The sequence below is a fragment of the Parapedobacter lycopersici genome, from assembly GCF_040395035.1.
Taxonomy (GTDB): Bacteria; Bacteroidota; Bacteroidia; order Sphingobacteriales; family Sphingobacteriaceae; genus Parapedobacter; species Parapedobacter lycopersici_A.
The window spans coordinates 1-22640 of sequence record NZ_JBEBRB010000046.1 but is presented as its reverse complement, the minus strand read 5'-3'; the positions used below and the strand labels follow the sequence as shown (position 1 = coordinate 22640).

Annotated in this window: 23 protein-coding genes; 11 read left to right on the top strand and 12 right to left on the bottom strand. The window is 49.1% G+C overall.

Annotated features, from left to right (window positions below; all coding sequences use genetic code 11):
- Positions 1-118 precede the first annotated feature (118 nt).
- The 4 genes from ABWO75_RS09855 to ABWO75_RS09840 are packed head-to-tail and all read right to left on the bottom strand — an operon-like array spanning position 119 to position 2644.
- Entirely contained in the window at positions 119-646 is a 528-nt protein-coding gene (locus ABWO75_RS09855; RefSeq protein ID WP_353185049.1) for a hypothetical protein, read from the bottom strand.
- 11 nt (positions 647-657) lie between these two features.
- Complete coding sequence (locus ABWO75_RS09850; protein ID WP_353185047.1) at positions 658-1362, bottom strand: SDR family NAD(P)-dependent oxidoreductase; 705 nt, start codon at positions 1360-1362, stop codon at positions 658-660.
- Between the two features lie 14 nt (positions 1363-1376).
- Positions 1377-2285, bottom strand: a complete 909-nt coding sequence (locus tag ABWO75_RS09845) for a lysylphosphatidylglycerol synthase transmembrane domain-containing protein (protein ID WP_353185045.1) — start codon at positions 2283-2285, stop codon at positions 1377-1379.
- 23 nt (positions 2286-2308) lie between these two features.
- Entirely contained in the window at positions 2309-2644 is a 336-nt protein-coding gene (locus ABWO75_RS09840) for a hypothetical protein (RefSeq protein ID WP_353185043.1), read from the bottom strand.
- Between the two features lie 63 nt (positions 2645-2707).
- On the opposite strand from ABWO75_RS09840, the gene ABWO75_RS09835 reads away from it, so the two are divergent.
- From ABWO75_RS09835 to ABWO75_RS09815, 5 genes are all read left to right on the top strand, one after another.
- Entirely contained in the window at positions 2708-3223 is a 516-nt protein-coding gene (locus tag ABWO75_RS09835) for a hypothetical protein (RefSeq protein ID WP_353185041.1), read from the top strand.
- A 23-nt stretch (positions 3224-3246) separates the two neighbouring features.
- Positions 3247-3774 (top strand): DUF2911 domain-containing protein, encoded by a 528-nt coding sequence (locus ABWO75_RS09830; RefSeq protein ID WP_353185039.1) that lies wholly within the window; start codon positions 3247-3249, stop codon positions 3772-3774.
- Positions 3775-3926: 152 nt separating this feature from the next.
- On the top strand, positions 3927-4802 hold the full coding sequence (gene rfbA / locus ABWO75_RS09825) for a glucose-1-phosphate thymidylyltransferase RfbA (RefSeq protein WP_353185037.1): 876 nt from the start codon (positions 3927-3929) through the stop codon (positions 4800-4802).
- A 10-nt stretch (positions 4803-4812) separates the two neighbouring features.
- A complete protein-coding gene (gene gmd, locus ABWO75_RS09820; protein WP_353185035.1) occupies positions 4813-5964 on the top strand; it encodes a GDP-mannose 4,6-dehydratase in 1152 nt (383 codons plus the stop codon).
- 110 nt (positions 5965-6074) lie between these two features.
- Positions 6075-7013: a DUF8428 domain-containing protein gene (locus ABWO75_RS09815; protein WP_353185033.1), complete on the top strand. Its 939-nt coding sequence runs from the start codon at positions 6075-6077 to the stop codon at positions 7011-7013.
- Between the two features lie 7 nt (positions 7014-7020).
- Here the strand turns inward: ABWO75_RS09815 and ABWO75_RS09810 are convergent, their stop codons facing one another.
- From ABWO75_RS09810 to ABWO75_RS09790, 5 genes are all read right to left on the bottom strand, one after another.
- Entirely contained in the window at positions 7021-10785 is a 3765-nt protein-coding gene (locus ABWO75_RS09810) for a sensor histidine kinase (RefSeq protein ID WP_353185031.1), read from the bottom strand.
- Positions 10786-10893: 108 nt separating this feature from the next.
- Positions 10894-11664: a succinate dehydrogenase/fumarate reductase iron-sulfur subunit gene (locus ABWO75_RS09805; protein WP_353185029.1), complete on the bottom strand. Its 771-nt coding sequence runs from the start codon at positions 11662-11664 to the stop codon at positions 10894-10896.
- An 85-nt stretch (positions 11665-11749) separates the two neighbouring features.
- The gene (locus ABWO75_RS09800; RefSeq protein ID WP_353185027.1) at positions 11750-13681 is read right to left on the bottom strand and encodes a fumarate reductase/succinate dehydrogenase flavoprotein subunit; all 1932 of its coding nucleotides are present in this window, start codon (positions 13679-13681) and stop codon (positions 11750-11752) included.
- Between the two features lie 44 nt (positions 13682-13725).
- A complete protein-coding gene (locus ABWO75_RS09795; RefSeq protein ID WP_353185025.1) occupies positions 13726-14499 on the bottom strand; it encodes a succinate dehydrogenase cytochrome b subunit in 774 nt (257 codons plus the stop codon).
- A gap of 167 nt (positions 14500-14666) precedes the next feature.
- Positions 14667-15263 (bottom strand): porin family protein, encoded by a 597-nt coding sequence (locus ABWO75_RS09790; RefSeq protein ID WP_353185023.1) that lies wholly within the window; start codon positions 15261-15263, stop codon positions 14667-14669.
- A 146-nt stretch (positions 15264-15409) separates the two neighbouring features.
- On the opposite strand from ABWO75_RS09790, the gene ABWO75_RS09785 reads away from it, so the two are divergent.
- From ABWO75_RS09785 to pruA, 5 genes are all read left to right on the top strand, one after another.
- A complete protein-coding gene (locus ABWO75_RS09785; protein ID WP_353185021.1) occupies positions 15410-15625 on the top strand; it encodes a CsbD family protein in 216 nt (71 codons plus the stop codon).
- A 4-nt stretch (positions 15626-15629) separates the two neighbouring features.
- Complete coding sequence (locus ABWO75_RS09780; RefSeq protein ID WP_353185019.1) at positions 15630-15968, top strand: tRNA-binding protein; 339 nt, start codon at positions 15630-15632, stop codon at positions 15966-15968.
- A gap of 26 nt (positions 15969-15994) precedes the next feature.
- Complete coding sequence (locus ABWO75_RS09775) at positions 15995-16468, top strand: nucleoside deaminase (RefSeq protein WP_353185017.1); 474 nt, start codon at positions 15995-15997, stop codon at positions 16466-16468.
- 97 nt (positions 16469-16565) lie between these two features.
- On the top strand, positions 16566-17174 hold the full coding sequence (locus tag ABWO75_RS09770) for a superoxide dismutase (protein ID WP_257658162.1): 609 nt from the start codon (positions 16566-16568) through the stop codon (positions 17172-17174).
- Between the two features lie 246 nt (positions 17175-17420).
- Entirely contained in the window at positions 17421-19055 is a 1635-nt protein-coding gene (gene pruA, locus ABWO75_RS09765; protein ID WP_353185014.1) for an L-glutamate gamma-semialdehyde dehydrogenase, read from the top strand.
- 117 nt (positions 19056-19172) lie between these two features.
- Here pruA and ABWO75_RS09760 read toward each other — a convergent pair whose 3' ends face one another.
- The 3 genes from ABWO75_RS09760 to ABWO75_RS09750 all read right to left on the bottom strand — a co-directional run bounded on the left by ABWO75_RS09760 (position 19173) and on the right by ABWO75_RS09750 (position 22010).
- Entirely contained in the window at positions 19173-19835 is a 663-nt protein-coding gene (locus ABWO75_RS09760; RefSeq protein WP_353185012.1) for a carbonic anhydrase, read from the bottom strand.
- 80 nt (positions 19836-19915) lie between these two features.
- Entirely contained in the window at positions 19916-21547 is a 1632-nt protein-coding gene (locus ABWO75_RS09755; protein WP_353185010.1) for a SulP family inorganic anion transporter, read from the bottom strand.
- 124 nt (positions 21548-21671) lie between these two features.
- A complete protein-coding gene (locus ABWO75_RS09750) occupies positions 21672-22010 on the bottom strand; it encodes a hypothetical protein (RefSeq protein ID WP_353185008.1) in 339 nt (112 codons plus the stop codon).
- A gap of 103 nt (positions 22011-22113) precedes the next feature.
- On the opposite strand from ABWO75_RS09750, the gene ABWO75_RS09745 reads away from it, so the two are divergent.
- Positions 22114-22640: sugar-binding domain-containing protein (locus tag ABWO75_RS09745; protein ID WP_353185006.1), on the top strand; the 527-nt coding region annotated here is incomplete at its 3' end.

The window sequence follows — 22640 nt, the reverse complement described above, 5'->3', positions numbered from 1 at the left end:
AGGTAATGTACCGGTGAAAGTAGATAGCCCAGAAATTTTCTCATGTATACTAAAATATGAGGTGATCGGTAAAGGCTGTAAAGATATCATTTAATGTTTGTTTGGCCAATATCCAAACTTACCGCAGCGCTTCCTCCGCAAAACGTTGCCGTGTATATGCGCCGGGGATCGCGTGGTCACCTTCCCGGAAGTCAAAATGTACAACCCGGATGCCGGGCAGCTCCGTATACGCATAAGTAGCCTCAAGCAGGTACATAGTCGCGCCAGAAGAACCCATTTGCTGGGTGAGGTATTCGGCATCAGCAATCCGGACATAGGCTGTGTCATTCGATACCCGGTCCATATGCAATTGGATTTCCGGATATGCGAGCGCCAATCGCCGGGTAAGCGTATCAATGTTTAATCCGGTACGGTCAAAATCGGGATTAGCCTGTGCATCCAGCTGATCGGTACGATCATTAAATACGGCGGTATAGGGTAGGGCCGGAGCCGGGGCGGGGCGTGTTGGCGGTGTTTCCACGGGTTCGGCGACGGTGCTGTCGGCCGTATTATCCGCGGCGGTATGGCTGGCTTCGTTGCGGCATGCCGAGATTGCGGATATCAGGGTAATCAGTGCCATCAGTAACGGCCGGTTGTACCTTTTCATTTTTGCATTCTTTAAGGGGTGGTTACCGCCACAGGCAATACCTTCCCGTTGAAAAATCGGTGGCCGGTAAGTGCAAAATCGGCAATATATTTGCCCATTTCATCAGCTGCCACGGGCGATTCATACTGTGGAAACGCTTTTGCAAGCATTTCTGTTTGCGCCGAACCCAAAGCTAAGCAATTTATTTTTATTCCTTCGCCCGATAGCTCCATGGCTAAACATTCCGTTAAGGTATGTAGGGCCGACTTACTGGCAGAATATGCCGCCAGTCCCGGAAATTTGACACTTCCCTGGAATCCACCCATGCTGCCGATGTTTACAATATGTCCACCCCGGGGGATTTTTGGCAACAGGTGCTGGATCATGTAAACGTGCCCTAAAAAGTTATGTTGCCATAACGCGTGAAAATCTGTGGCCGTAGTGTCAGTAAAAGCCTTGTTAATCAGCGAACCGGCATTATTAATCACAATAGTTGCTTTTCCAAGTTTTTCTTCGACAAACGGAAGCAGCACGGCGTTATAATCACCCTGCACAATATCAAATGACAACGTGTGGATGGAGCTTTCCTGGTATTGCTTTCCAGCTTCCTGCAATCGGTGCAATCCATCTGCCGAACGGGCCAGCGCCACAATGTGGTTACCGGGGATGGCGGCCAATGCCAGGGCCGTTTCAAAGCCAAGCCCGCCGCTTGCTCCACTAATGATAATTGTTGCCATAATCGTTGTATTCGTTAGTCGTTTTCATCATCCACACCCCGTTCTACTTCATCCGTGGTTGGCAGCTTGTCTTCGCCCAGGCCACGGGGGCGGAAAATGAAATATGACCCCATAACGGCCAGCAGTGCCGAAGTAAGATAAAATAGTAAACTGATTAATACGGCGAGATGTGCATCAAGCTGGAAGTATTCCGCGCCGTATACGTATACCATTTCGCGTGCGCCGAGGCCCCCAACAGTAAAGGGTACGACGGCAACCAGCGAAGAAAGTAGAAACATGAATAAATAAGGTGAAAATTTACCGTCAAACCCCAACGCATATAACAGTAGAATTGCGCAGACTACCTGCATCGACTGGACGCCCAGCGCCTTCAGGTGCGTCATCAGGAAATGGCGGCTAAAAGCATTGAAATACTTATTAATTACAAAATAATAGGCCGCAGAACCCGCAATAACGCAGGCGATAGGTACCTCCCGCGGAATATTCAATTGCGGAATAAAAAGAACCAGCGCCGCTGTAATGAGGCATAGCGCCCAGAGCCCGCTTACGCGATCGAAAAACACCGCAGTGAGCAGGTGCCTGCCCTTGACATGAAACTTGCGGCGGAGGAAATAAATCTTATAACCGTCTCCGCCGACACCCCCCGGTAAAAACAGGTTGTAGAACAACCCCAGCAAGTATAGTTTCAGGTTATAGCGCTCGGACAAGTGCAGCCCCATGCCCTTAAAAAAACCATTCAGCCGGGACGACGCGATTAAGATGGAACCGCAATAGGCAATAAACGCCAGCACCAGGAAAAGCGGGTTTGACTGTACCAACGCTTCCCGGAGGTCCTTCGGCTCTACTTTGCCGAATACCCAATAGAGGGCTAATGCGGTAACACTTATTTTAAGCAGCGTCTTGGTTGTGCGCCAAAATTTCATCAGCATACCGTTAATCGCAACAATCAGCCAAAGATGACCGGATAAATCCGAATATAAAGCATCACCACATAACCAATGAGCAATGCAGCGTTCAATGACAGCATCCAGTTTAGATCGACCAGTCGATATTGATGCCTGAGGGTGAGTACCAGCAGCGCAATAAAGCTTAGAAACAATAGCCCCGGAAATATAAAGGCCCACTTATTATCGATATAGAAAAAGGTCTGCGCCAACGATCCCTGTGTCTGTTCCTTCAGAATAAAGGGTGCAAAAGCAAATAATAACAATAAAATAAACAACCGGACCAACAGTTTAGCAACAAATTTGCTGATGGTATGGTTTTTGGATGAAATAGTCATACAAATTCTGTTATCTTTACATCACAAATGTACAATTACCAAACGACACAATTTCTTTTAATTATGAATAGGTTGTTATTCCCGATCCTCGCGCTCTTTCTGTTAGCTTCCTGTGCTGCCCAGCAACAAGGTACGGCAGATGGCTCTCCTTCCGCGTCAGCATGGCGTAATGGTGTAAAAGGCCAATGGGTACTGAAATCCGTAGGAAAAGAAAGCTTTCCCGACGCTTTTGCAGTAAAAACTATATTTGAAGAAGCCCCTGCCGAATGTTTTGTCGGCAGCGTCTGGAACCTCCCCAATAACGGCAATGGCAGCATTACATTCAATGCCGACGGAAAGCTTTGCGCCCCCGGAGCCGTGCGTAATATAGTCTGGTCTATCTATAACCCTGGAAAAAACATGGGGGAGCCCCAGTTTCAGTTTAAAAAGATTTATCCCGGAGACCGGGCAAGTAACGTAACTTCCGGTTACCGGCTCGACCTGGCATATGCCGATGCCGAGCGAATGGTGTTACGTATGCCGCTGGATCTTGAAGGACAAACCGGCTATCTGGTGTTCAATTTCGATCGTTATCAATAAGCTAAATTAGTTAAACTCCATACATGATTATGAAAAATGTGAACTTATTATCCCTGCTTTTTATCGCGGTCTTTTCGCTGGGTGCCTGTGCACAGGACAAAAGTAGCCGTCCGAGTCCGTTGGACAACACCATGGTCACTACCTCCGACGGTGTTACCATCACCATTCAATACAGCAAGCCTTCGTTGAAAGGCCGCCAGTTCGGTGTCGAACTCGCGCCTTACGGTGAAGTATGGCGTACGGGTGCCAATGAGGCCACCACGTTTGAAATCGATAAGGATGTGCAAGTACAGGGACAGCCGTTGCCGGCAGGGAAATACAGCTTATATACCATCCCCAGCGAACAGAATATGGTCGTGATCTTTAATAAAAACTGGGAGCAGTGGGGTACGGATTATGATGAGTCGGCCGATGCCCTTCGGGTTACATCAGATCCCACCGTTCAACACGACCAAACAGAGCAGTTCACCATTACTGCTGATCAGGACGGTAAAATTTCGCTGCTCTGGGGAGATGACCAGACATCGTTTACCGTCAAGGCCGCCAATTAATTTGCGCCACATGTTATCCGCCTGATATCGCGCGGTAATACCACATTGCCATTCCATTCCGGTTACCGGAGCGGAATGGCAAATTTTTTTCCATCCGATCCCTTAAATTTAATACTTTTATCCCTTTCAAGGATAGTTAAATAACATACAGTATGAAAGGAATTATTTTGGCCGGAGGCTCCGGTACACGATTACATCCACTTACATTGGCCGTTAGTAAGCAACTGATGCCGGTTTACGATAAGCCAATGATCTACTATCCGTTGTCCACGCTGATGCTGTCCGGTATCCGCGATATTTTGATTATTTCCACACCACACGACTTACCGATGTTCCGCAGCCTGCTGGGCGACGGCTCCCAACTGGGGTGTACATTTTCCTATGCGGAACAGCCTGAACCAAACGGCCTCGCACAGGCATTTGTTATCGGCGAATCATTTATCGGTAATGATAAAGTGGCGTTGATACTGGGCGATAATATATTCTACGGCGACGGACTATCCCGTCTGTTGCAGCAAAGTGCGGATCCCGAAGGTGGAGTCGTATTTGCCTACCCGGTTTCCGATCCCGAGCGTTACGGTGTGGTCACGTTTGATGACCAACAGCGTGTTATTTCCATTGAAGAGAAGCCGGCTCATCCCAAATCGAATTATGCAGTTCCCGGGATCTATTTTTATGACAATTCCGTCGTCAGCATCGCAAAAAATATTCAACCGTCTGACCGGGGTGAATATGAAATTACCGATGTAAATAAAGTATACCTGACAGAAGGGCGACTGAAAGTCGGTGTGTTCAGCCGGGGGACAGCCTGGCTGGATACCGGCACGTTTACGTCCCTGATGCAGGCCGGACAGTTTGTGCAGGTTATCGAAGAACGCCAGGGATTGAAGATCGGCTGCATTGAAGAAGTAGCGTACCGTATGGGATTTATTGACGGCGGGCAGCTCGAGACGATCGCGCAACCGCTGCTGAAAAGCGGTTACGGGCAATACCTGCTTCGTTCCGTGTTGAAGAAAAGTAATGGATAAGGATAACCCTATGGCTGAAAAAACAAAAAAAACGGCATTAATTACCGGTATAACCGGACAGGACGGCGCTTACCTTGCTGAATTTCTATTGCGGAAAGGCTATCGTGTGCATGGGTTGAAAAGGAGAAGTTCGTTATTCAACACCGACCGGATTGATCACCTGTATCAGGATCCGCACGAATCGGACCGGCAGTTTAACCTGCACTATGGCGACCTTACGGACGCAACAAACCTGATACGGATTATCCAGGAAACGCAGCCCGATGAAATTTATAACCTCGCGGCCCAAAGCCACGTGAAGGTGAGTTTTGATACCCCGGAGTATACGGCAAATGCGGATGGCCTGGGAACCCTCCGGATACTGGAAGCAATCCGCTTGCTCGGCATCGGTGACCGGTGTCGTTTTTACCAGGCGGCTACATCCGAATTATACGGGCTGGTACAGGAGGTACCCCAACGCGAAAGCACCCCGTTTTATCCCCGCAGCCCTTACGCGGTAGCCAAGTTATATGCCTACTGGATTACGGTGAATTACAGGGAAGCCTATAACCTGTACGCATGTAATGGCATTTTGTTTAATCACGAAAGCCCCGTCCGGGGTGAAACATTTGTAACCCGTAAAATTACCCGGGCGGTAAGCCGGATCGCTCTCGGACTACAGGATCAGCTGTTTTTAGGTAACCTCTCCGCTCAGCGCGACTGGGGACACGCTAAAGACTATGTGGAGGCGATGTGGCTGATGCTGCAGCAACAGACCCCCGAAGATTATGTCGTGGCCACAGGGGTTACAACCACGGTCCGTGAGTTTGTGAAACGTTGTTTTTCGGAATTGGGCATCGATGTTGAGTTCAGCGGAAAGGATCAGCACGAAAAGGGGGTTATTATTGATGTGGATGAGGAACGGCTCGGCGAACTGGGGATCGATCCCCAGCCTATCCGGTTCGGACAAACCGTTGTCAGGGTCGATCCGATGTATTACAGACCGACGGAAGTGGACTTGCTGATCGGCGATGCCTCAAAAGCCCGGCAGCAGCTGGGATGGGAACCGAAGTACGACCTTCAGGCGCTGATTGAAGATATGGTACACGCCGATCTTCAGCTGATGCGGAAAGAGCAATACCTCAAATCAGGCGGATTTGAGACCCTGAATTATTTTGAATAATTACCTCCGGCCCTATTAATTGCCGCCTCCTTTGCCTTAAAGCATGTTGGAACAATTTTTGCATTGTTGAACCAGTTAGATAATGGTGGGGTTTTGCTGTATATAAAATTATGCAAGAAACACATACGATGCAGGAAACAAGTGTTGATTCCAGGACCGAAGAAGGCAGAAAAGACACGACAAAGATTTACTTTTTTTTAGTTGCTATTGCAGCGCTGCTTGCAACCAATGTGTACTTTTATATCAAGTATAAAAATTCGGGCGATACCGTATATGAACTGACCAGCGGGAAAGTGAATATGGAAACCGAGATTGACCGGATAGAGGCAGAGCTGGATCGGTTGTCGGGGGAGCGCGTTGCACTAAGTGAAGCATTGCAGGCATCGCGGGATAGTGTGCGGGTCGGAATCACCCGGTTGCGGGAACAGTTGGCCCACAATGACCTCACCCAAGGGCAGCTCGCCAGCGCCCAGACCGAAATAAACCGACTGAAAGGGGAAGTGGCCAAGTACGCCGAGGAAGTAGGCAATCTACGCAACCGCAATACGGTACTTCGCACAGAGCGCGATCAGTTACGGGAACAGGTATCCAATTCCGCCGACCAACTGGCAACACTGGAAGAGGAAAATACAGACCTCGAAGCAAAAGTACGCCTTGCGTCCGCCCTTAAAGTATCGGATATCCAAATTGTCGGCATTCGTGAACGTAGCAATGGTAAAGGAAGTCAGGAAAGCCGCGCCCGCCGGATCGATAAGCTGGAAGTCAATTTCAATATAGTGGATAATCCCCTGGCTGAACCGGGAACACACGAGGTATACATGCGGGTCATCGACCCCAATGGCAACCTGCGTATGCGTGACAACGGACTTTTTGAAGTTGACGGCAACCAGATCCAGTATTCCTATAAAACCAATATTGAGTTTAGCAACGATGGTAAGTCTTACCGGATCGATTGGATAGACCCTAAAGGATTCCAGCGCGGTACTTATACCATTCTGCTGTATGCGGATAACACCGTGATGGGTCAGAGCAGCATCGTGCTGAAGTAACGAAACCCTACCCGAGGTCGCTATATAAACTGTTTTTTCTCCTGGTAAGATCCAGTGAAGGAATGACGATATAAAATACCGTTCCTTTCCCAACCGTGGTTTCATACCGGATGGTGCCATTCATGCCTTCTATTGCCTGTTTAACAAATGCCAGCCCGAGACCGGTTCCGGAGCTCTTGGTTGTGAAATTGGGCTGGAACATTTTGCCCCGGGCTTCCGGTGCTATGCCATGCCCATTGTCTTTGACAGCAATCGACACATGCTGCTGCAGATCGTAACCGATACTGATATCGATACGGCATTTCCGCTTGGCAATAGCAGCCTCAATCGAATTTTTGATCAGGTTATTGAAAGACCGGAGCAGCTGGTCGTGGTCGCCCTGGATTTTAATGGAATCGTCATCACATAATTTGGTAATCTGTATTTCCACCCCCGCATTGCTGCGGAATACTTCCGCGGCGTTGGTCATAATGTCGAGTATGTCCACCTCTTTGAGCTGGATATCCGGCATTTTGGCAAATTCGGAAAATTCCGAAGCGATCAGCGATAGGCTGTCAATCTGTTCAATGAACGACGTGCTGAACCGCTCAAACCGCTCGTCAAATCTCGGGTCCCGTTCCTTCCAGGAACGTTCCAGTTGCTGAATGCCCAGTTTTAAGGGCGTAAGCGGATTTTTGATTTCATGGGCTACCTGCTTCGCCATCTCACGCCAGGCAGACTCTCGTTCCGACCGCATAATCGTATTGGCACTTTGTTCAAGCGCCACAATCATCAGGTTATACTCCCGGATAAGGCTGCCGATCTCGTCGTGGCGCTTCCAGAATATCGGTTCATTCTGCTGGCCAATGCTGGTTTTGGCCAGGCTCCGCTGCACCAGCGCCAGCGGTGCGGTAATCTTGTTGGCCACAAATACCGCAAATAATCCAAGTACCAATATCACCAAGGCGTAAATATTGATCAGTGTGTTCAGCAACATGCCCACATTTTGATCAAATTCTTTTTGATACGAATAATGGGGTAAACTCAAATAAGCAACAGGCTCATAACGGTCGTTCCGGATAGGCGCATAGGCTGCAATGTAATTCAGTGTGCCCAAATCCTCGTGCTGAATAAATTCCGACCGCTGACGCGCGGCCATGTGCAGCCAGGCTTTCGGATCCATGTAGCGGGAAATAAGCCGGAGATCGTAAATCCGGGGCTGCGTGGAGTAGATAAGCTGACCATCCATGCCGTATAAATTCAGGTCCGACGCAATGGATTCCACCATCGCGTTGAACTGTTCATCGTTGTGAATGCCATGGGTAATTCCCGTAGCCTTAAGCATGCGCAGTTCGAACCGCCTTGAAATGTCAATGACGTATTTCAGCACGGCATTTTCCTGCTGCTTACGGAATTGGCTGCTGATACTGAAATACGTGATAATACCGGCCGTGATCAGGGTGAAAACGACAGCCATTACCATAAAAGTCTGTATGCGGGTACTGTATAATACCCGATTGGTCAGGATCAGGAAACTCCACCGGAGGTTGCGCAGACTGAAATCGTTGCTGTTTAACGTAAGAACAAGCCACTGAATGGTATAAGCGAAGATCGCAAAAATAAGCATCACCAGAAAAATAAAGGAAAGTGACGCCAGTTGCATCCAGCTGCTTTGTTCCGGTTTGCTTAACACAATCAGTGTCCGGCTATTCGGACGGTATATTAAATGTCCGAATCCGTCAGTATAACCCAGGTGAATATATTTGCGTTGTTCGGTGGGAAAACCGCTATCCGTAGGGGGGTATACATAATCACCATATTGGCTGACCAGGTTGCCGTCGCGGTAAAACGCATAAGCATATTCGGCAATCAGGTTAGTCTGCTGTTGCTCAAGTCGACTGTCAGTTAAGATGTCCGGATAAGTGGATAGCTGACTGAACGACCTGTTTTGCAGTTCAATGACGAGAATCCCCAATTGGTCTCCATTTTCGATCACGGGCAACTGCGCAAAGTATTCAAAGTTACCGAAACTGCTATTTCCGCGATAGAAATTTTCCGATACTTTAATTGCGCCGGATATTACTTTTTCACGATATTCTTCATGTTTTCTGGCGGAGCTTTGGCCAATCGGAATCCAGTTTGTGTCGTATTCGCCCGCGCTGAACTCATATTTCGACAAATATCCGCTTAGGTATGTCCGTTTCAAATGCTCATCCAACAATCCCTGATCCTTACTTCCCGGATTTTTGAAATAATCAATCAGTACCGGATCCTTGACTATTTCCTGTTCCAGGTCATAAAAAAGTGCGATCGCATTGGCGTCGTCCAGCGACTCCAGCCGGGAGATGGCCAGCTTCTGTTCTTCCTGTTTTTTGTGGCGCTGAAACTGGGCGTGCTTTAAGGAGGTCACCGAAGCCAGGAGCAGCAGTGTCGAAATAAATACCGCCAGGTCAAATTGTCCCTGGTGCCTGACATACCAAGTGCGTAGCAAAATCAGTGTCGTCAACAGGACAAATGTGGTCGAGAAATGCCCGGTGTACATGAGCAGTACCGCCACGATTGCGAACGCAAGTACCTGGATCGAAAATAACCGGCGCATGCTGGGAATGAGCTGATGCGCAATATGCACCAATAGATCGATTAACAACAGAAGCGCCATCATACTCAGGCACAGTGCCGAAATTCCCAGCCAGCTGTATACGTTGAGGTTTAGGATGTTTGCCAGATTGAAATTGATCCCGGAATTATTAATCAGTCCTGCAAACACTTCCGATAGCCCATAACTCAATAAGTAGAGTAAAAGTCCAAAGGTCAGGATAACCGCTGCGCTTCCTGTTTTTGTATAGCTAAAGGCTGGCATTTTCAGGCGGCCCTTAAATGCATAAAGGTACCCGACAAACCAGGTAAAGGCAACGATGTTTAAAATGAAGCCGCCCAGGTGCGGAAATAAAAAGCTGGAAGCGTAGTTGCGCGGGTCGAAGATGCCTGTAACGAAATGATTGGCCAGCCATCCGAAGTGCAGGTCGATATACCGGATGCAAGCCAGGCACACCGCAAATACCAGGATAGAAACCCAAATCCAGCCCCGCCTGGCCATCCACATACAGATGATATTCAGCAGCAGCATTACAGAGAAACCAGCCAATAGCCACATGGTTAATTCCAGTTTGGTAAAAAACGTGTCGTGCTGTGCATCCTGCAATTTTACCGAAAACAGGTATTCCCCGGTGACACTCCGTATGTTGTACACCGGACTATCGTCGTAGTCGGCAATCGCTAAGTTGTCGGTCCGGATTAAATCACGGGAAAACGTGTTCTGCAAATACACGTTATTTTTCTGGAAATCTGCCTTAATGGGAATCAGGAATAGGGCTGAAAAGTTCCCTGTACTTTTTTTGATGGATTCATACCATCCGTTTCCGGCTTTGACGATCCCTACGCCATCCTGGATGCCGGCATCCGTCTTCGGAACAAATTTGTCTGTTCCCCAGAAAACGAGCTCATTGTTGACGTACGTGAACGGGTAGATGTCGTTGCCCTCAACAAAATACGAAATTACCTCCTCGGCCAGCTCGATGTTGTTTTCGAGGTCTTTTAAGGCCTCAAACCGGGCTGCATCCTCCAAAAACGTATTGATTGTCTGTTCCTTGTTATGCAGGTTGCGCTGAACGGTTCGTGCATCAAGCAGCAGCGTTTCGTCGTTGTTGAACGTAAGGTGGATGGTGATGGCGGTGCCCACGAAACACAGTGTCAACGCCAGCAGTAACAGCCTTATTTTGAAAACAGTACTCACGTTCCGTTTATTTGGATAACGTAAAAATAGAAAATCCCCACAACAATAACGATTGAGGGGATTGCAAATTGCCTATGGGCTATGGCGGACAATAGCCGGCCGGCACCATTAATGGGCTTCTTCTTCCTTGAATAACTTCGCATTTAAATACTCCCGGTTCATACGGGCAATATTGGTCAGCTTAATGCCAACCGGACATTCGGCCTCGCAGGCACCGGTATTGGTGCAGTTGCCAAATCCTTCCGCATCCATCTGCGCCACCATGGCCTGGGCCCGGCTGTAGCGTTCAGTCTGGCCCTGCGGCAATAGCGCATATTGCGAGATCTTAGCCGATACAAACAGCATAGCGGATGCATTCTTACAGGCTGCTACACAGGCGCCGCAGCCGATGCAGGTTGCCGATTCAAAGGCCTCGTCGGCCACGGTTTTGGGAATCGGAATGCTGTTTGCGTCAGGCACGCCCCCTGTATTGACATTGACGTATCCCCCCGCATGCTGAATACGGTCAAAGGCGGTACGGTCAACCGCGAGGTCTTTAATAACCGGGAAAGCCGCAGCCCGCCAGGGTTCGATCACAATGGTTTGCCCATCATGAAAGCTGCGCATGTGCAGCTGGCAGGTAGTCGTCCCCTGCTTAGGTCCATGCGGCCGGCCATTGATGTGCAATGAGCACATTCCACAGATGCCTTCGCGGCAATCGTGGTCAAAATATATCGGATCTTCTCCCTTCCGTACCAGGTCTTCGTTTACCACATCCAGCATTTCAAGAAACGACATATCCTGCGATATGCCATTTGCATGGTAGGTGATGAATTTCCCCCGTGTTTTGTCATTTTTTTGACGCCATACTTTCAGCGTCAGGTTCATGTTTCCACTCATGTTTTTTTGCTTTAAGCAGTAAGCGATGCGCTATGTTTTACGTTCATGGCATCATATGCCAATCCGGTATCGCGTATCGCCTGTTTTATTTATAGCTTCGTTGCGTCAGTTTGACGTTCTCAAATTCCAGTTCCTCTTTATGGAGTACTTCCGGCTGGTTATCTCCCCGGTATTCCCATGCAGCAACATAACGGAAGTTCTCGTCGTCGCGCTTCGCTTCACCTTCCTCCGTTTGGCTTTCTATGCGGAAGTGTCCCCCGCATGATTCCCGACGGTGCAGTGCATCGTCTACCATCAACTCACCCAATTCCAGGAAATCAGCGACTCTTCCGGCCTTTTCCAATGACTGGTTCAATTCTTCATTCTCACCCAGCACAGTCACATCTTCCCAGAATTCCCTGCGCAATTCCTGGATCATTCCCTTGGCTTTTGTCAGTCCTTCTTCGGTACGTGCCATGCCGCAGTACTCCCACATGATGTGGCCCAGTTTTTTGTGGATATCGTCCACGGTTTTGCTGCCTTTCAACGACAATAACCGGTGTACGCGATCTTCTACTTCTTTCCGGGTCTTTTCAAAATTGGGGTGTTTTTCATCCACCGGGTCAAACCCTAAACCGGCCAGGTAATCACCCACCGTATACGGAATCACAAAATAGCCATCGGCAAGTCCCTGCATCAGCGCCGAGGCACCTAAACGGTTCGCTCCGTGGTCGGAAAAATTACATTCGCCAAGTGCGTATAGTCCCGGTACCGTGGTCATCAGGTTATAATCCACCCATACACCACCCATGGTATAGTGTACGGCAGGATAAATGCGCATCGGCTGTTTATACGGATTTTCGTCCGTGATCTGATAATACATATCAAAGAGGTTGCCGTACTTGGCCCGTACAGTATCCTCTCCCATGCGGTTGATGGCATCTTTAAAATCAAGGAAAACGGCAATACCCGATGCGCCTACGCCGCGCCCTTCGTCCACCACTTCCTTCGCATTCCTTGATGCCACGTCGCGGGGCACCAGGTTTCCGAATGAAGGGTACTTGCGTTCCAGGTAATAATCCCGGTCTTCTTCCTTAATGTCGGAAATTTTCAGCTCTCCTTTGCGTAGTTTCTGCGCAAGTTCAACCGTTTTCGGTACCCATACCCGGCCGTCATTCCGCAGCGACTCGGACATCAGTGTCAGCTTCGATTGGTGGTCGCCCGTGACCGGAATACAAGTAGGGTGGATCTGCGTATAGCAGGGGTTGGCAAAAAATGCACCCCGCTTATGCGCCCGCCATGCCGCGGTGACATTACAGCCCATGGCATTGGTCGATAAGTAAAATACGTTGCCGTACCCGCCGGTGCATAGCAATACCGCATGGCCCGCGTGCGTTTCAATGGCACCCGTCACCATGTTGCGGGTAACGATACCACGCGCGTGGCCGTCAATCGTAACCAGGTCCAGCATCTCATGCCGGTTGTAGGCTTTTACTTTCCCTTTGCTGATCTGCCGGTTAAGTGCTGAATAAGCGCCTAGTAAAAGTTGCTGTCCCGTTTGACCACGGGCATAAAACGTACGGGAAACCTGTGCACCGCCAAAAGAGCGGTTATCGAGCAGGCCGCCATATTCGCGTGCGAACGGCACGCCTTGTGCCACGCACTGATCAATGATGTTAACGGAAACCTCCGCAAGGCGGTAAACATTGGCTTCGCGTGAACGGTAGTCACCGCCCTTAACCGTATCATAGAATAAACGGAATACGCTGTCCCCGTCATTCTGGTAATTTTTTGCCGCATTGATACCGCCCTGGGCGGCAATGGAGTGTGCCCGGCGGGGGCTATCCTGGTAGCAAAATGATTTTACATTGTAGCCCAGCTCAGCTAATGAGGCTGCAGCCGAGGCACCTGCCAGCCCGGTTCCTACCACGATAATGGTATATTTCCGCTTGTTGGCAGGGTTTACCAGTTTAAGATTAAACTTATGTTTTGACCATTTTTCGGCCAGTGGCCCTGCTGGTGCTTTGGAATTCAACATAACAGATTCTTTATTAAGAAGGCCTTTTGGGCACGGTAATTAGCTTATTTTAAAAAATAGAAGTACAGCGGCATGGCTGCGAAAGCAATCGGAATAACCACGCCAAAAATCCAGATTCCCAGGAAACGGATAATCGGGATGTATTTCCGGTTGTCAAAGCCCAGCGTCTGGAACGCACTTTTAAAGCCGTGGATCAGGTGAAATGATAAAGCGGCCATACCCAACACATAAAATGCAACCAGGTACCATTCCTTGAATGCAAATGCCACCTGCTTGTAGAGGTCTTTGGCCTTGATGACTTCCACTTCGTTATCCACGTAACTTACGTATTCCGTGAATTCACCTGCTACCAACTCGGTCACCGTGGTCTGGTTTGTTTTTAAATCGGTGCGGTATTCCACGTAAGGTACACCGTCGTTATGGTATTTCCACCAGAAATTACTCATGTGTGTTACAATGAATACCAGCAGCACCGTACCTAAAATGCCCATGTTCCGGGAACTCCAGGCGCTGTTTTCCGATCCGCGGTAAACTGCATAGCCAACCGGTCGCGCCTTCCGGTTATTAATGGTCACCACCAACGCGTATATCGCGTGTACTACGATCGACGTATACAGAAGATAAGAGATGATCTTAATCGGCGTGAAATGGGTCATAAAATATGCATAATCATTGAACGCCTTGCCCTGGTCATTATAGAACAGCTGCAGGTTGCCAATGAGGTGCACCACTAAAAAACTACACAGAAACAACCCGGTCAAACTCATGATCAGTTTCTTCCCCAACGAAGAAGACAACACCTGTTTAGATTTACTCATTCTCCTTGAAATATTAATTTTGGTAAGCAAAACTACCAATAGATTTAATATCGGTGAAAACAATCCAAAAAAATCAGTAATTTAGAACTATTCTAAGTTTAATAGAGGCCAAAAAAAAGCGCCAGGCTGTTAAACCTGGCGCGGTAATATTAACGTAGCCGGATGGATTAGAACAGGCGATAACCTATTCCAACCGTCCAAAGATTTACTTTTTGCGGTGCGCTGTCATTTTTGCTTAACTCACTTAATCCATGCTCGTAACGAACATCTGCCCGGAAGTTGCTAATGTCCAGCCCAAGTCCGCCTGTTACCGCCCAAGCCTGGTTTTTGTACTCGCTGAATTCCGGAACCTGACGCAGGGCTTCTCCGATATTTTTATCAACTACGAAGGAAACTACAGGCCCAGCAACAATACGTAATCCCGCAGGTCCAAAGCCAATGCGTGTGCCCAGCAGCAATGGCAGGTCCAATGAAGTGAATGTCACCTTTCCTTCTTCGTCGCGGTTTACCAGTTTCGCTTCCGAGCTTTTACCGGTAATGTACAGTTCGGGTTGGAAATGAACGCCTGCTCCCCCGATTCGTGCCCATACCCCGGCTTGATATCCCGTGCGAGTACTGGCGTCAAAATAGTTTCCTTCGTCCGACTTCAGGTTGGAAAAGTTAAGTCCTGCTTTAACACCGAACTGGAATGTCGGCAGCAGCTGTGCATTGGCCACAAAAACCGTTGCAGTAAAAAGACAGAGTAGAATAAAATACTTCTTCATAATAATCCGATTTAGTTTTTTAATGTAATTGTATGGTACCTGATGTTTACTCCCCTAGGATTAGCAAAATTCAAGCCGAAAATGTAAACCCCACTAAACTTTTGCCTGCGTTGCGGGATTTTATATTTTTGTAGAAATCAAACGACATGGCAGCATTTAAAATGAGCCCCGAAGAATGGGAAATACTGAAGTTGAAGTTTAAGCGAAAATACAATCACCTGACCGAAGAGGACCTGCAATTTCAGGCCGGACAGGAGGATGAACTGATCGGTAGGCTCGCCCAGCGGGTGCGGCGCAACCGGGATTACATCCGGTACACGCTCAGTAAAGGATTAGTCGACCTGGAAAGTAACCGGCTCTAAGCAAATGGAAGAGATCTCCTGGGCCGATTTCGAAAAGGTGGAACTTCGTGTAGGCACCATTATCGCCGTTTCCGCCTTCCCTAAAGCAAGAAAACCAGCCTATCAGCTGAAAATTGATTTCGGCAGTGAACTGGGAATTCGGCAGAGCAGCGCACAGATCACCGCGCACTATCAGCCGGAGGCCCTCATCGGCAAACAGGTTGTTGCCGTTGTTAATTTCCCCAGAAAACAGATTGCCAATTTCATGTCGGAGTGTCTGGTTACTGGCTTTGCGGATGAGCAGGGAGACATTGTGCTCAGTACCGTGGAGCGAAAGGTGCCTAATGGAGCCAGGTTAATCTGAGTGAACTGCCAGTTAATATCCGACGAATGAAATACATCAATTTTGAAGATGCCGACGATGCTGTTTCTGATGAATATTTCATGAAACTAGCCCTGAAGGAAGCCCAACAGGCACTTGCACAGGATGAAGTTCCGATCGGTGCGGTGATTACCTATAACGGCCGGATCATCGGCAAAGGACATAACCTTACTGAAAGGCTGGGCGATGTAACCGCCCACGCGGAAATGCAGGCCTTCACCGCCGCCGCCCATTACATTGGCGGCAAATACCTCCAGGGCTGTACCCTGTACGTCACCGTTGAACCGTGTGTCATGTGCGCAGGTGCTGCCTACTGGACGCAGATCTCCCGGATCGTGTTTGGGGCACTCGATGAAAAACGGGGATTTTCCGGATTTGGAGATGCCATCCTGCACCCCAGAACAACCATTATCGGAGGTGTTTTGGCCAATGAATGTGCCGAACTGGTCACGTCATTTTTCCGTAATAAACGGTTGAAGTAACGGGCGGCTGCGTTATCCAAAACAAAATGCCCGTTATTTTCGTTATATTTGTCTATCACTTACTCAATAATTATTAACTTTTAAAACTATATATATTATGGCTTTTGAATTACCGGCGCTACCTTACGCCACAGATGCATTGGAACCCCATATCGATAAGGAAACCATGGAAATCCACCACGGCAAACACCATCAAGCTTACGTGGATAATCTCAATAAGGCCATTGCCGGCACTGATGCGGAAAACAGCTCCATAGAGGAAATCAGCAAGAACATTTCCAAATACTCAGCTGCGGTACGCAATAACGGCGGCGGGCATTTTAACCATTCGTTGTTCTGGACCATTCTGTCGCCAAACGGCGGCGGTGCACCCTCGGGCGAACTGGCAACAGCCATCAACGAAGCTTTTGGTTCGTTTGATGAACTGAAAAAACAACTTCAGGCTGCCGGTGCCACGCGTTTCGGTTCAGGCTGGGCCTGGCTGATCGTGGATGGCAACGGAAAATTACAGGTCACGTCAACGGCAAACCAGGATAACCCGCTGTTCGATATCGCAGAAGTGAAGGGAACCCCGATTCTGGGCATTGATGTATGGGAACACGCTTATTACCTGAAGTATCAGAATAAACGCCCGGCCTACCTCGATGCGGTTTTTAACGTGATCGACTGGAATGCTGTAGCCAAGCGTTATGCGGACGCGAAATAAAGGCTGAGCGCCTTAAACATATTACAACGGACAGCGGCTATGCCATCGGCATATTAGCCGCTGTTTTTTTTGCAGTGGTGATCCGGCAAGGCAACAGCTTTTAATCCGGCGGATTGGTGAAACGCAGGACGTTGGCCCCGCAATGGATTCATATTCAAGGATACACCGGCAAAAGCGCAGGCGGATAAATTGCAGAGTCCGCCTGCTTTTGGTACCTTTGCAGCGTCTTACCCAAAAGATTATACCATGTTAAAAGGTTTTTTCCATGTCCCCGAACCCGTAAATGAACCCATACTTTCCTACGCGCCCGGATCCCGGGAGCGGAAGCTGCTGCAACAGGCACTGCAAACGGCCATGGCACAGGAAGCGGATATTCCGATGTATATCGGTGGCCGGGAAGTCCGAACGGATGACCGGGTCTCCCTTCATCCGCCACACCGTCATAAGCACCTGCTGGGCCATTACCACCGGGGCAGTAGGAAGCACATCACACAGGCGATCGACGCGGCGCTGGCCGCCAAAAGCCATTGGGAAAACCTTCCATGGGAACAGCGGGCTGCCGTATTTTTGAAGGCGGCCGATCTTATTGCCGGTCCGTTCCGCTATAAGCTGAATGCAGCAACCATGTTGGGCCAATCGAAAAATGCGTTTCAGGCCGAAATCGATTCCGCCTGCGAAATCGTCGATTTTCTGCGGTTCAACGTAAAGTACATGGCCGAGATCTATGCACAGCAGCCCCCCATTTCGCCGCGGGGTACCTGGAACCGGCTTGAGCAACGGCCGCTGGAGGGGTTCGTATTTGCCCTCACGCCGTTTAATTTCACGGCCATTGCCGGCAACCTGCCCACCTCGGCGGCATTGATGGGCAATGTGGTGGTTTGGAAACCAGCCGATACACAGATCTATTCCGCCAACGTACTGATGGAAGTTTTCCGGGAAGCCGGAATACCCGACGGCGTGATTAACCTGATTTATGTCGATGGTCCCACAGCCGGCGACGTCATCTTCCAGCATCCCGATTTTGCAGGCATACATTTTACCGGTTCCACCGGCGTGTTCCAGACCATATGGAAAACAATCGGGGAAAACATTCAGCGCTATCGGTCGTATCCGCGTATCGTGGGCGAGACCGGCGGCAAGGATTTTATTGTCGTACACCATTCCGCGGATCCAAAGGCAGCCGCCACGGCTATTGTAAGGGGCGCCTTTGAATACCAGGGGCAGAAATGCTCTGCCGCATCAAGGGTATATGCCCCCCAATCGCTGTGGCCGGCACTCAGGGAATTAATAGTCAACGATGTCCGGTCATTTAATGTCGGCCCGGTAGAGGACTTTTCCAATTTTATCAACGCGGTGATCGACGAAAAATCATTCGATAAACTCGCCGCTTACCTTGACCGGGCAAAACAGGACGCAGATGCGGAAATTATTGTTGGGGGTACCTGCGACAAAACGGAGGGGTATTACATACAACCTACCGTGATCGTGGCTAAGCGTCCGGATTACGTCACCATGTGCGAAGAACTGTTCGGCCCGATACTGACTGTTTACGTCTATGACGACGCGGACTGGGAAAACACATTGCAGTTAATCGACCAGACGTCCATTTATGCCCTGACAGGGGCCGTCATTGCGCAGGATCGCTATGCGATCGACCAGGCTACCCACGCGCTGCGCCATGCAGCCGGAAATTTCTACATCAACGATAAATGTACCGGAGCTGTTGTAGGGCAGCAGCCTTTCGGGGGTGCAAGGGGGTCAGGAACCAACGATAAAGCGGGCTCCATGATCAACCTCCTGCGCTGGGTTTCCCCGCGTACAATTAAAGAGACATTTGATCCGCCAACGGATTACCGATACCCGTTCATGGACACGGAGTAATCGGACGCCTATACCGTTAATTAGGATAAAGAAACCCCGCCGGACTGGCGGGGTTTCGTATTAAAATGAGTTCCCGGCTTTGATCCTCCGGGAACTCAGGCAAACGCATAGGGGATACTATTTGTAGGCAAATACTTCGCCCAGTCCTTCCATATCCGTAAACGTGATATTCAAGTCAACGAGTTTACCGGTTGCAATGTCTATGACCATCCCGTGAACGGCCAGGTCATTCCGTTCTTTCCACGCATTCTGGATAATGCTGGTCGTGCACAGGTTGAACACCTGCTCAGCCACATTAAGTTCAATCAGGCGGTTTACTTTATCCTCGTGCTCAGTAATGCCGTCGATTTCCTCGCGGTGCAGCCGGTAAACGTCTTTAATATGGCAAATCCAGTTGTCAATTACGCCGAATTGGCTGCGGCTCAACGAGGCTGCTACCCCGCCACAGCCGTAATGGCCCGCCACAATCACATGCTTTACCTTGAGTACGTTCACCGCATAGTCAAGTACGCTCAGCATGTTCATATCGGAATGCACCACCATGTTGGCAATGTTGCGGTGCACGAAAACCTCCCCGGGCAGCGTATTTGTAATCAGGTTGGCCGGAACGCGGCTGTCGGCACAGCCAATCCATAAAATTTCAGGGTTCTGCCCTTTGGCCAGCTGCTGGAGCTTGCCGGTCTTATCCGCTTTTACCTCTTGGATCCATATTTCGTTACCGGCTAATATCTTTTCAAAACTTGCTTTTAGTACTGGGTTCTCTAATTGTTTCTTTAACATATAATTTAATTATAACGATGATTAAAATGAATTCATTTTATGGGCTTTACGCCCGAAAACGTATGGCGTTTCCGCTGAACTTATTCTTCTTCCTGTTTGATCCGTTCTTTTTTAGGAACATTATTCTTGAGGATGGTCTGCGTAAAACGCTTGATATTTGGCACATTTTTCTTGTTTACGATGCCTACAAGTTCAATTGTTTTCCCCTTGCTTACGGCGTTCTGTTCGAAATCCTTAATTACTTCGATGACATCCTTGTCAATGAAACGGCTCTGTGAACCGTCGATAATGATCTCGTTGATCCGTTTCGGAAGACCGTAAAGCGACTTCTGTATCGACGCCTTGTTCAGAAACGATACTTCCTCTGCCAGTGTGATCGTGATTTTCGCACCATGGTCATTGACATCAATATCGTATTCAAATGCATTCGACAGGTTGTTTTTAAGGATATAAAATATACCGACTACCAGCCCAATGGCCACTCCGGTTAGCAGGTCGGTGAAAACAACAGCTAATATAGTCACAATAAATGGAATAAACTGATCCAATCCTTTATGCCACATCTGCTTGAAGATCGAACCCTTGGCCAGCTTATAGCCGGTGTGCAGCAGAATAGCTGCCAGACACGATAACGGAATCAGGTTAATGACCGTCGGGATGGCCAGTACGGCGATGAGGAGCCAGACGCTGTGTAGAATCGCACTCTGCCGCGAACGACCGCCGGCATTGACATTGGCTGAGGAGCGGACAATAACGGCTGTCATAGGCAGGCCGCCCAACAGGCCACTGGTCATGTTTCCGACGCCCTGGGCCACTAACTCACGGTTTGTCGGTGATACCCGTTTAAACGGATCGATCTTGTCGACCGCCTCCAGGCTCAGCAGGGTTTCCAGGCTGGCAATGATGGCGATCGTAAACCCGACAATCCAGACATCTTTATTGAAGAGCTGTGAAAAATCGGGGAACGTGAACAAGCCGAGGAATTCATTGAATGAGTTCACGACGGGAACAGCCACCATGTGTTCGCTTCCCACGTCGAAAGCCGTACCCGCAAATGCCTGGCCAAGTAACACGCCCACCGCCACAACGAGCAGCGGCGCAGGCACGACATTAAGTTTCTTGACTTTGGGCCAGAAGATCAGAATGGCCAGCGATACCGCACAGATAATCAGTACGCCGGGGTGAATGGCCCCCATGGCTTTCTCCAGCGCCGAAAATGTATTTTCCTGATTGAGCTGGATAAAACTTTCCTCGCCAAAGAAACTGGAATCGTATCCCACGGCATAAGGAATCTGCTTGAGGATAATCGTGATACCAATGGCGGCCAACATACCGATAATAACCGCAGATGGAAAATAATTGCCAATCATACCGGCCTTAACTATTCCCAGCACAAACTGCATTGCCCCTGCGATAAGGACGGCGAGTAGGAATGTCTCGTATGCACCAAGTTGCTGGATTGCTCCGAGCACGATGACGGTCAATCCCGCCGCCGGGCCGCTCACGCTTAATTGCGAACCGCTAAGCGAAGCGACCACGACACCACCTATAATCCCCGTTAAAATGCCGGCAAATAGGGGGGCACCAGAGGCCAATGCAATGCCCAAACATAAGGGCAGCGCCACCAAAAACACCACAATACTGGCCGGTAAATCGTATTTTAAGTCCCGCTTTGATAATTTTAAAAATGCGGACGCACGTGTACCTAACATAATAAGTAAATCTAATTGTTAAATGAATTTTACAATTCCTGCCGCACAGTACCTGCCTATAGCGGTATCATCCGGCACCGATTTCCAGGATATTAAGCCCAAAAATCCGTTCAGCGTAAAAAATTTAACAATTCGGGGGAGGGGTGGGTACCGCCGGATAAAATGCACGGATGTGCCGTTTATCGTCTGCGATAAAATTGGTGCTGTTCAGGTAGTGCAGCGGAAGATCGGCATGCGAAAAGATCAGGTCCTTTGCGTAGAATTTGGAAAACAGGTCTTTTGCCTGGTCTCCTATGCCGCCTTTGCCATTGTTATTTTCAATCTCCAGCTGCAGCACCACTTGCAGCAACGCCTGGCGATCAAAACCGTGGATAAAAATGGGAGCAGAGGAAATGACCATCTTCATGAAGAAGATGGCAAAAAACAATTTAGCGTATATTTTCCTTTTTATCCCCGTTGACATTTCCCAACAAGTTATGTAACTTTCGTCGCCAATAATACAAAAATATTAAAAAACACGTTCCATACTGTTTCTTTGTGTAAATTGTTACAAAAACATGACCCATATGCACCGTAATTATATCCTGTTACTGATGCTATTGGCGGTACAGCTTTCCCCGCTAGTTGCGCAGCAGCCGAAATGGCAGGTCGTGGGCGATAAAATCAAATCGCCCTGGGCGGCACAGGTGGACCCCGGGAACCCCCTGCCGGAATATCCGCGTCCCCAACTGGTCCGCGCACATTGGCAAAGCCTCAATGGACTTTGGGACTACCAGATCAGTCCCGGTAAGCTGGGCAGCCGGCCATCGGCATACAACGGGCAGATACTGGTACCTTACCCGGTCGAATCCGCCCTGTCCGGCGTAGGTAAACCGGTAGGTAAAACCCAGACACTTTGGTACCGCACCACCGTTACGGTGAATAAAGCCATCCGAAACCAGCGGGTCCTGCTGCATTTCGGTGCGGTGGACTGGCGTTGTGAGGTATATGTCAACGGACAAAAAGCCGGTGTCCACGAAGGTGGGTACGACCCGTTTTCTTTCGATATCACACCCCTGCTGAAAAAGGGGAATGCACCGCAGGAAATTGTGGT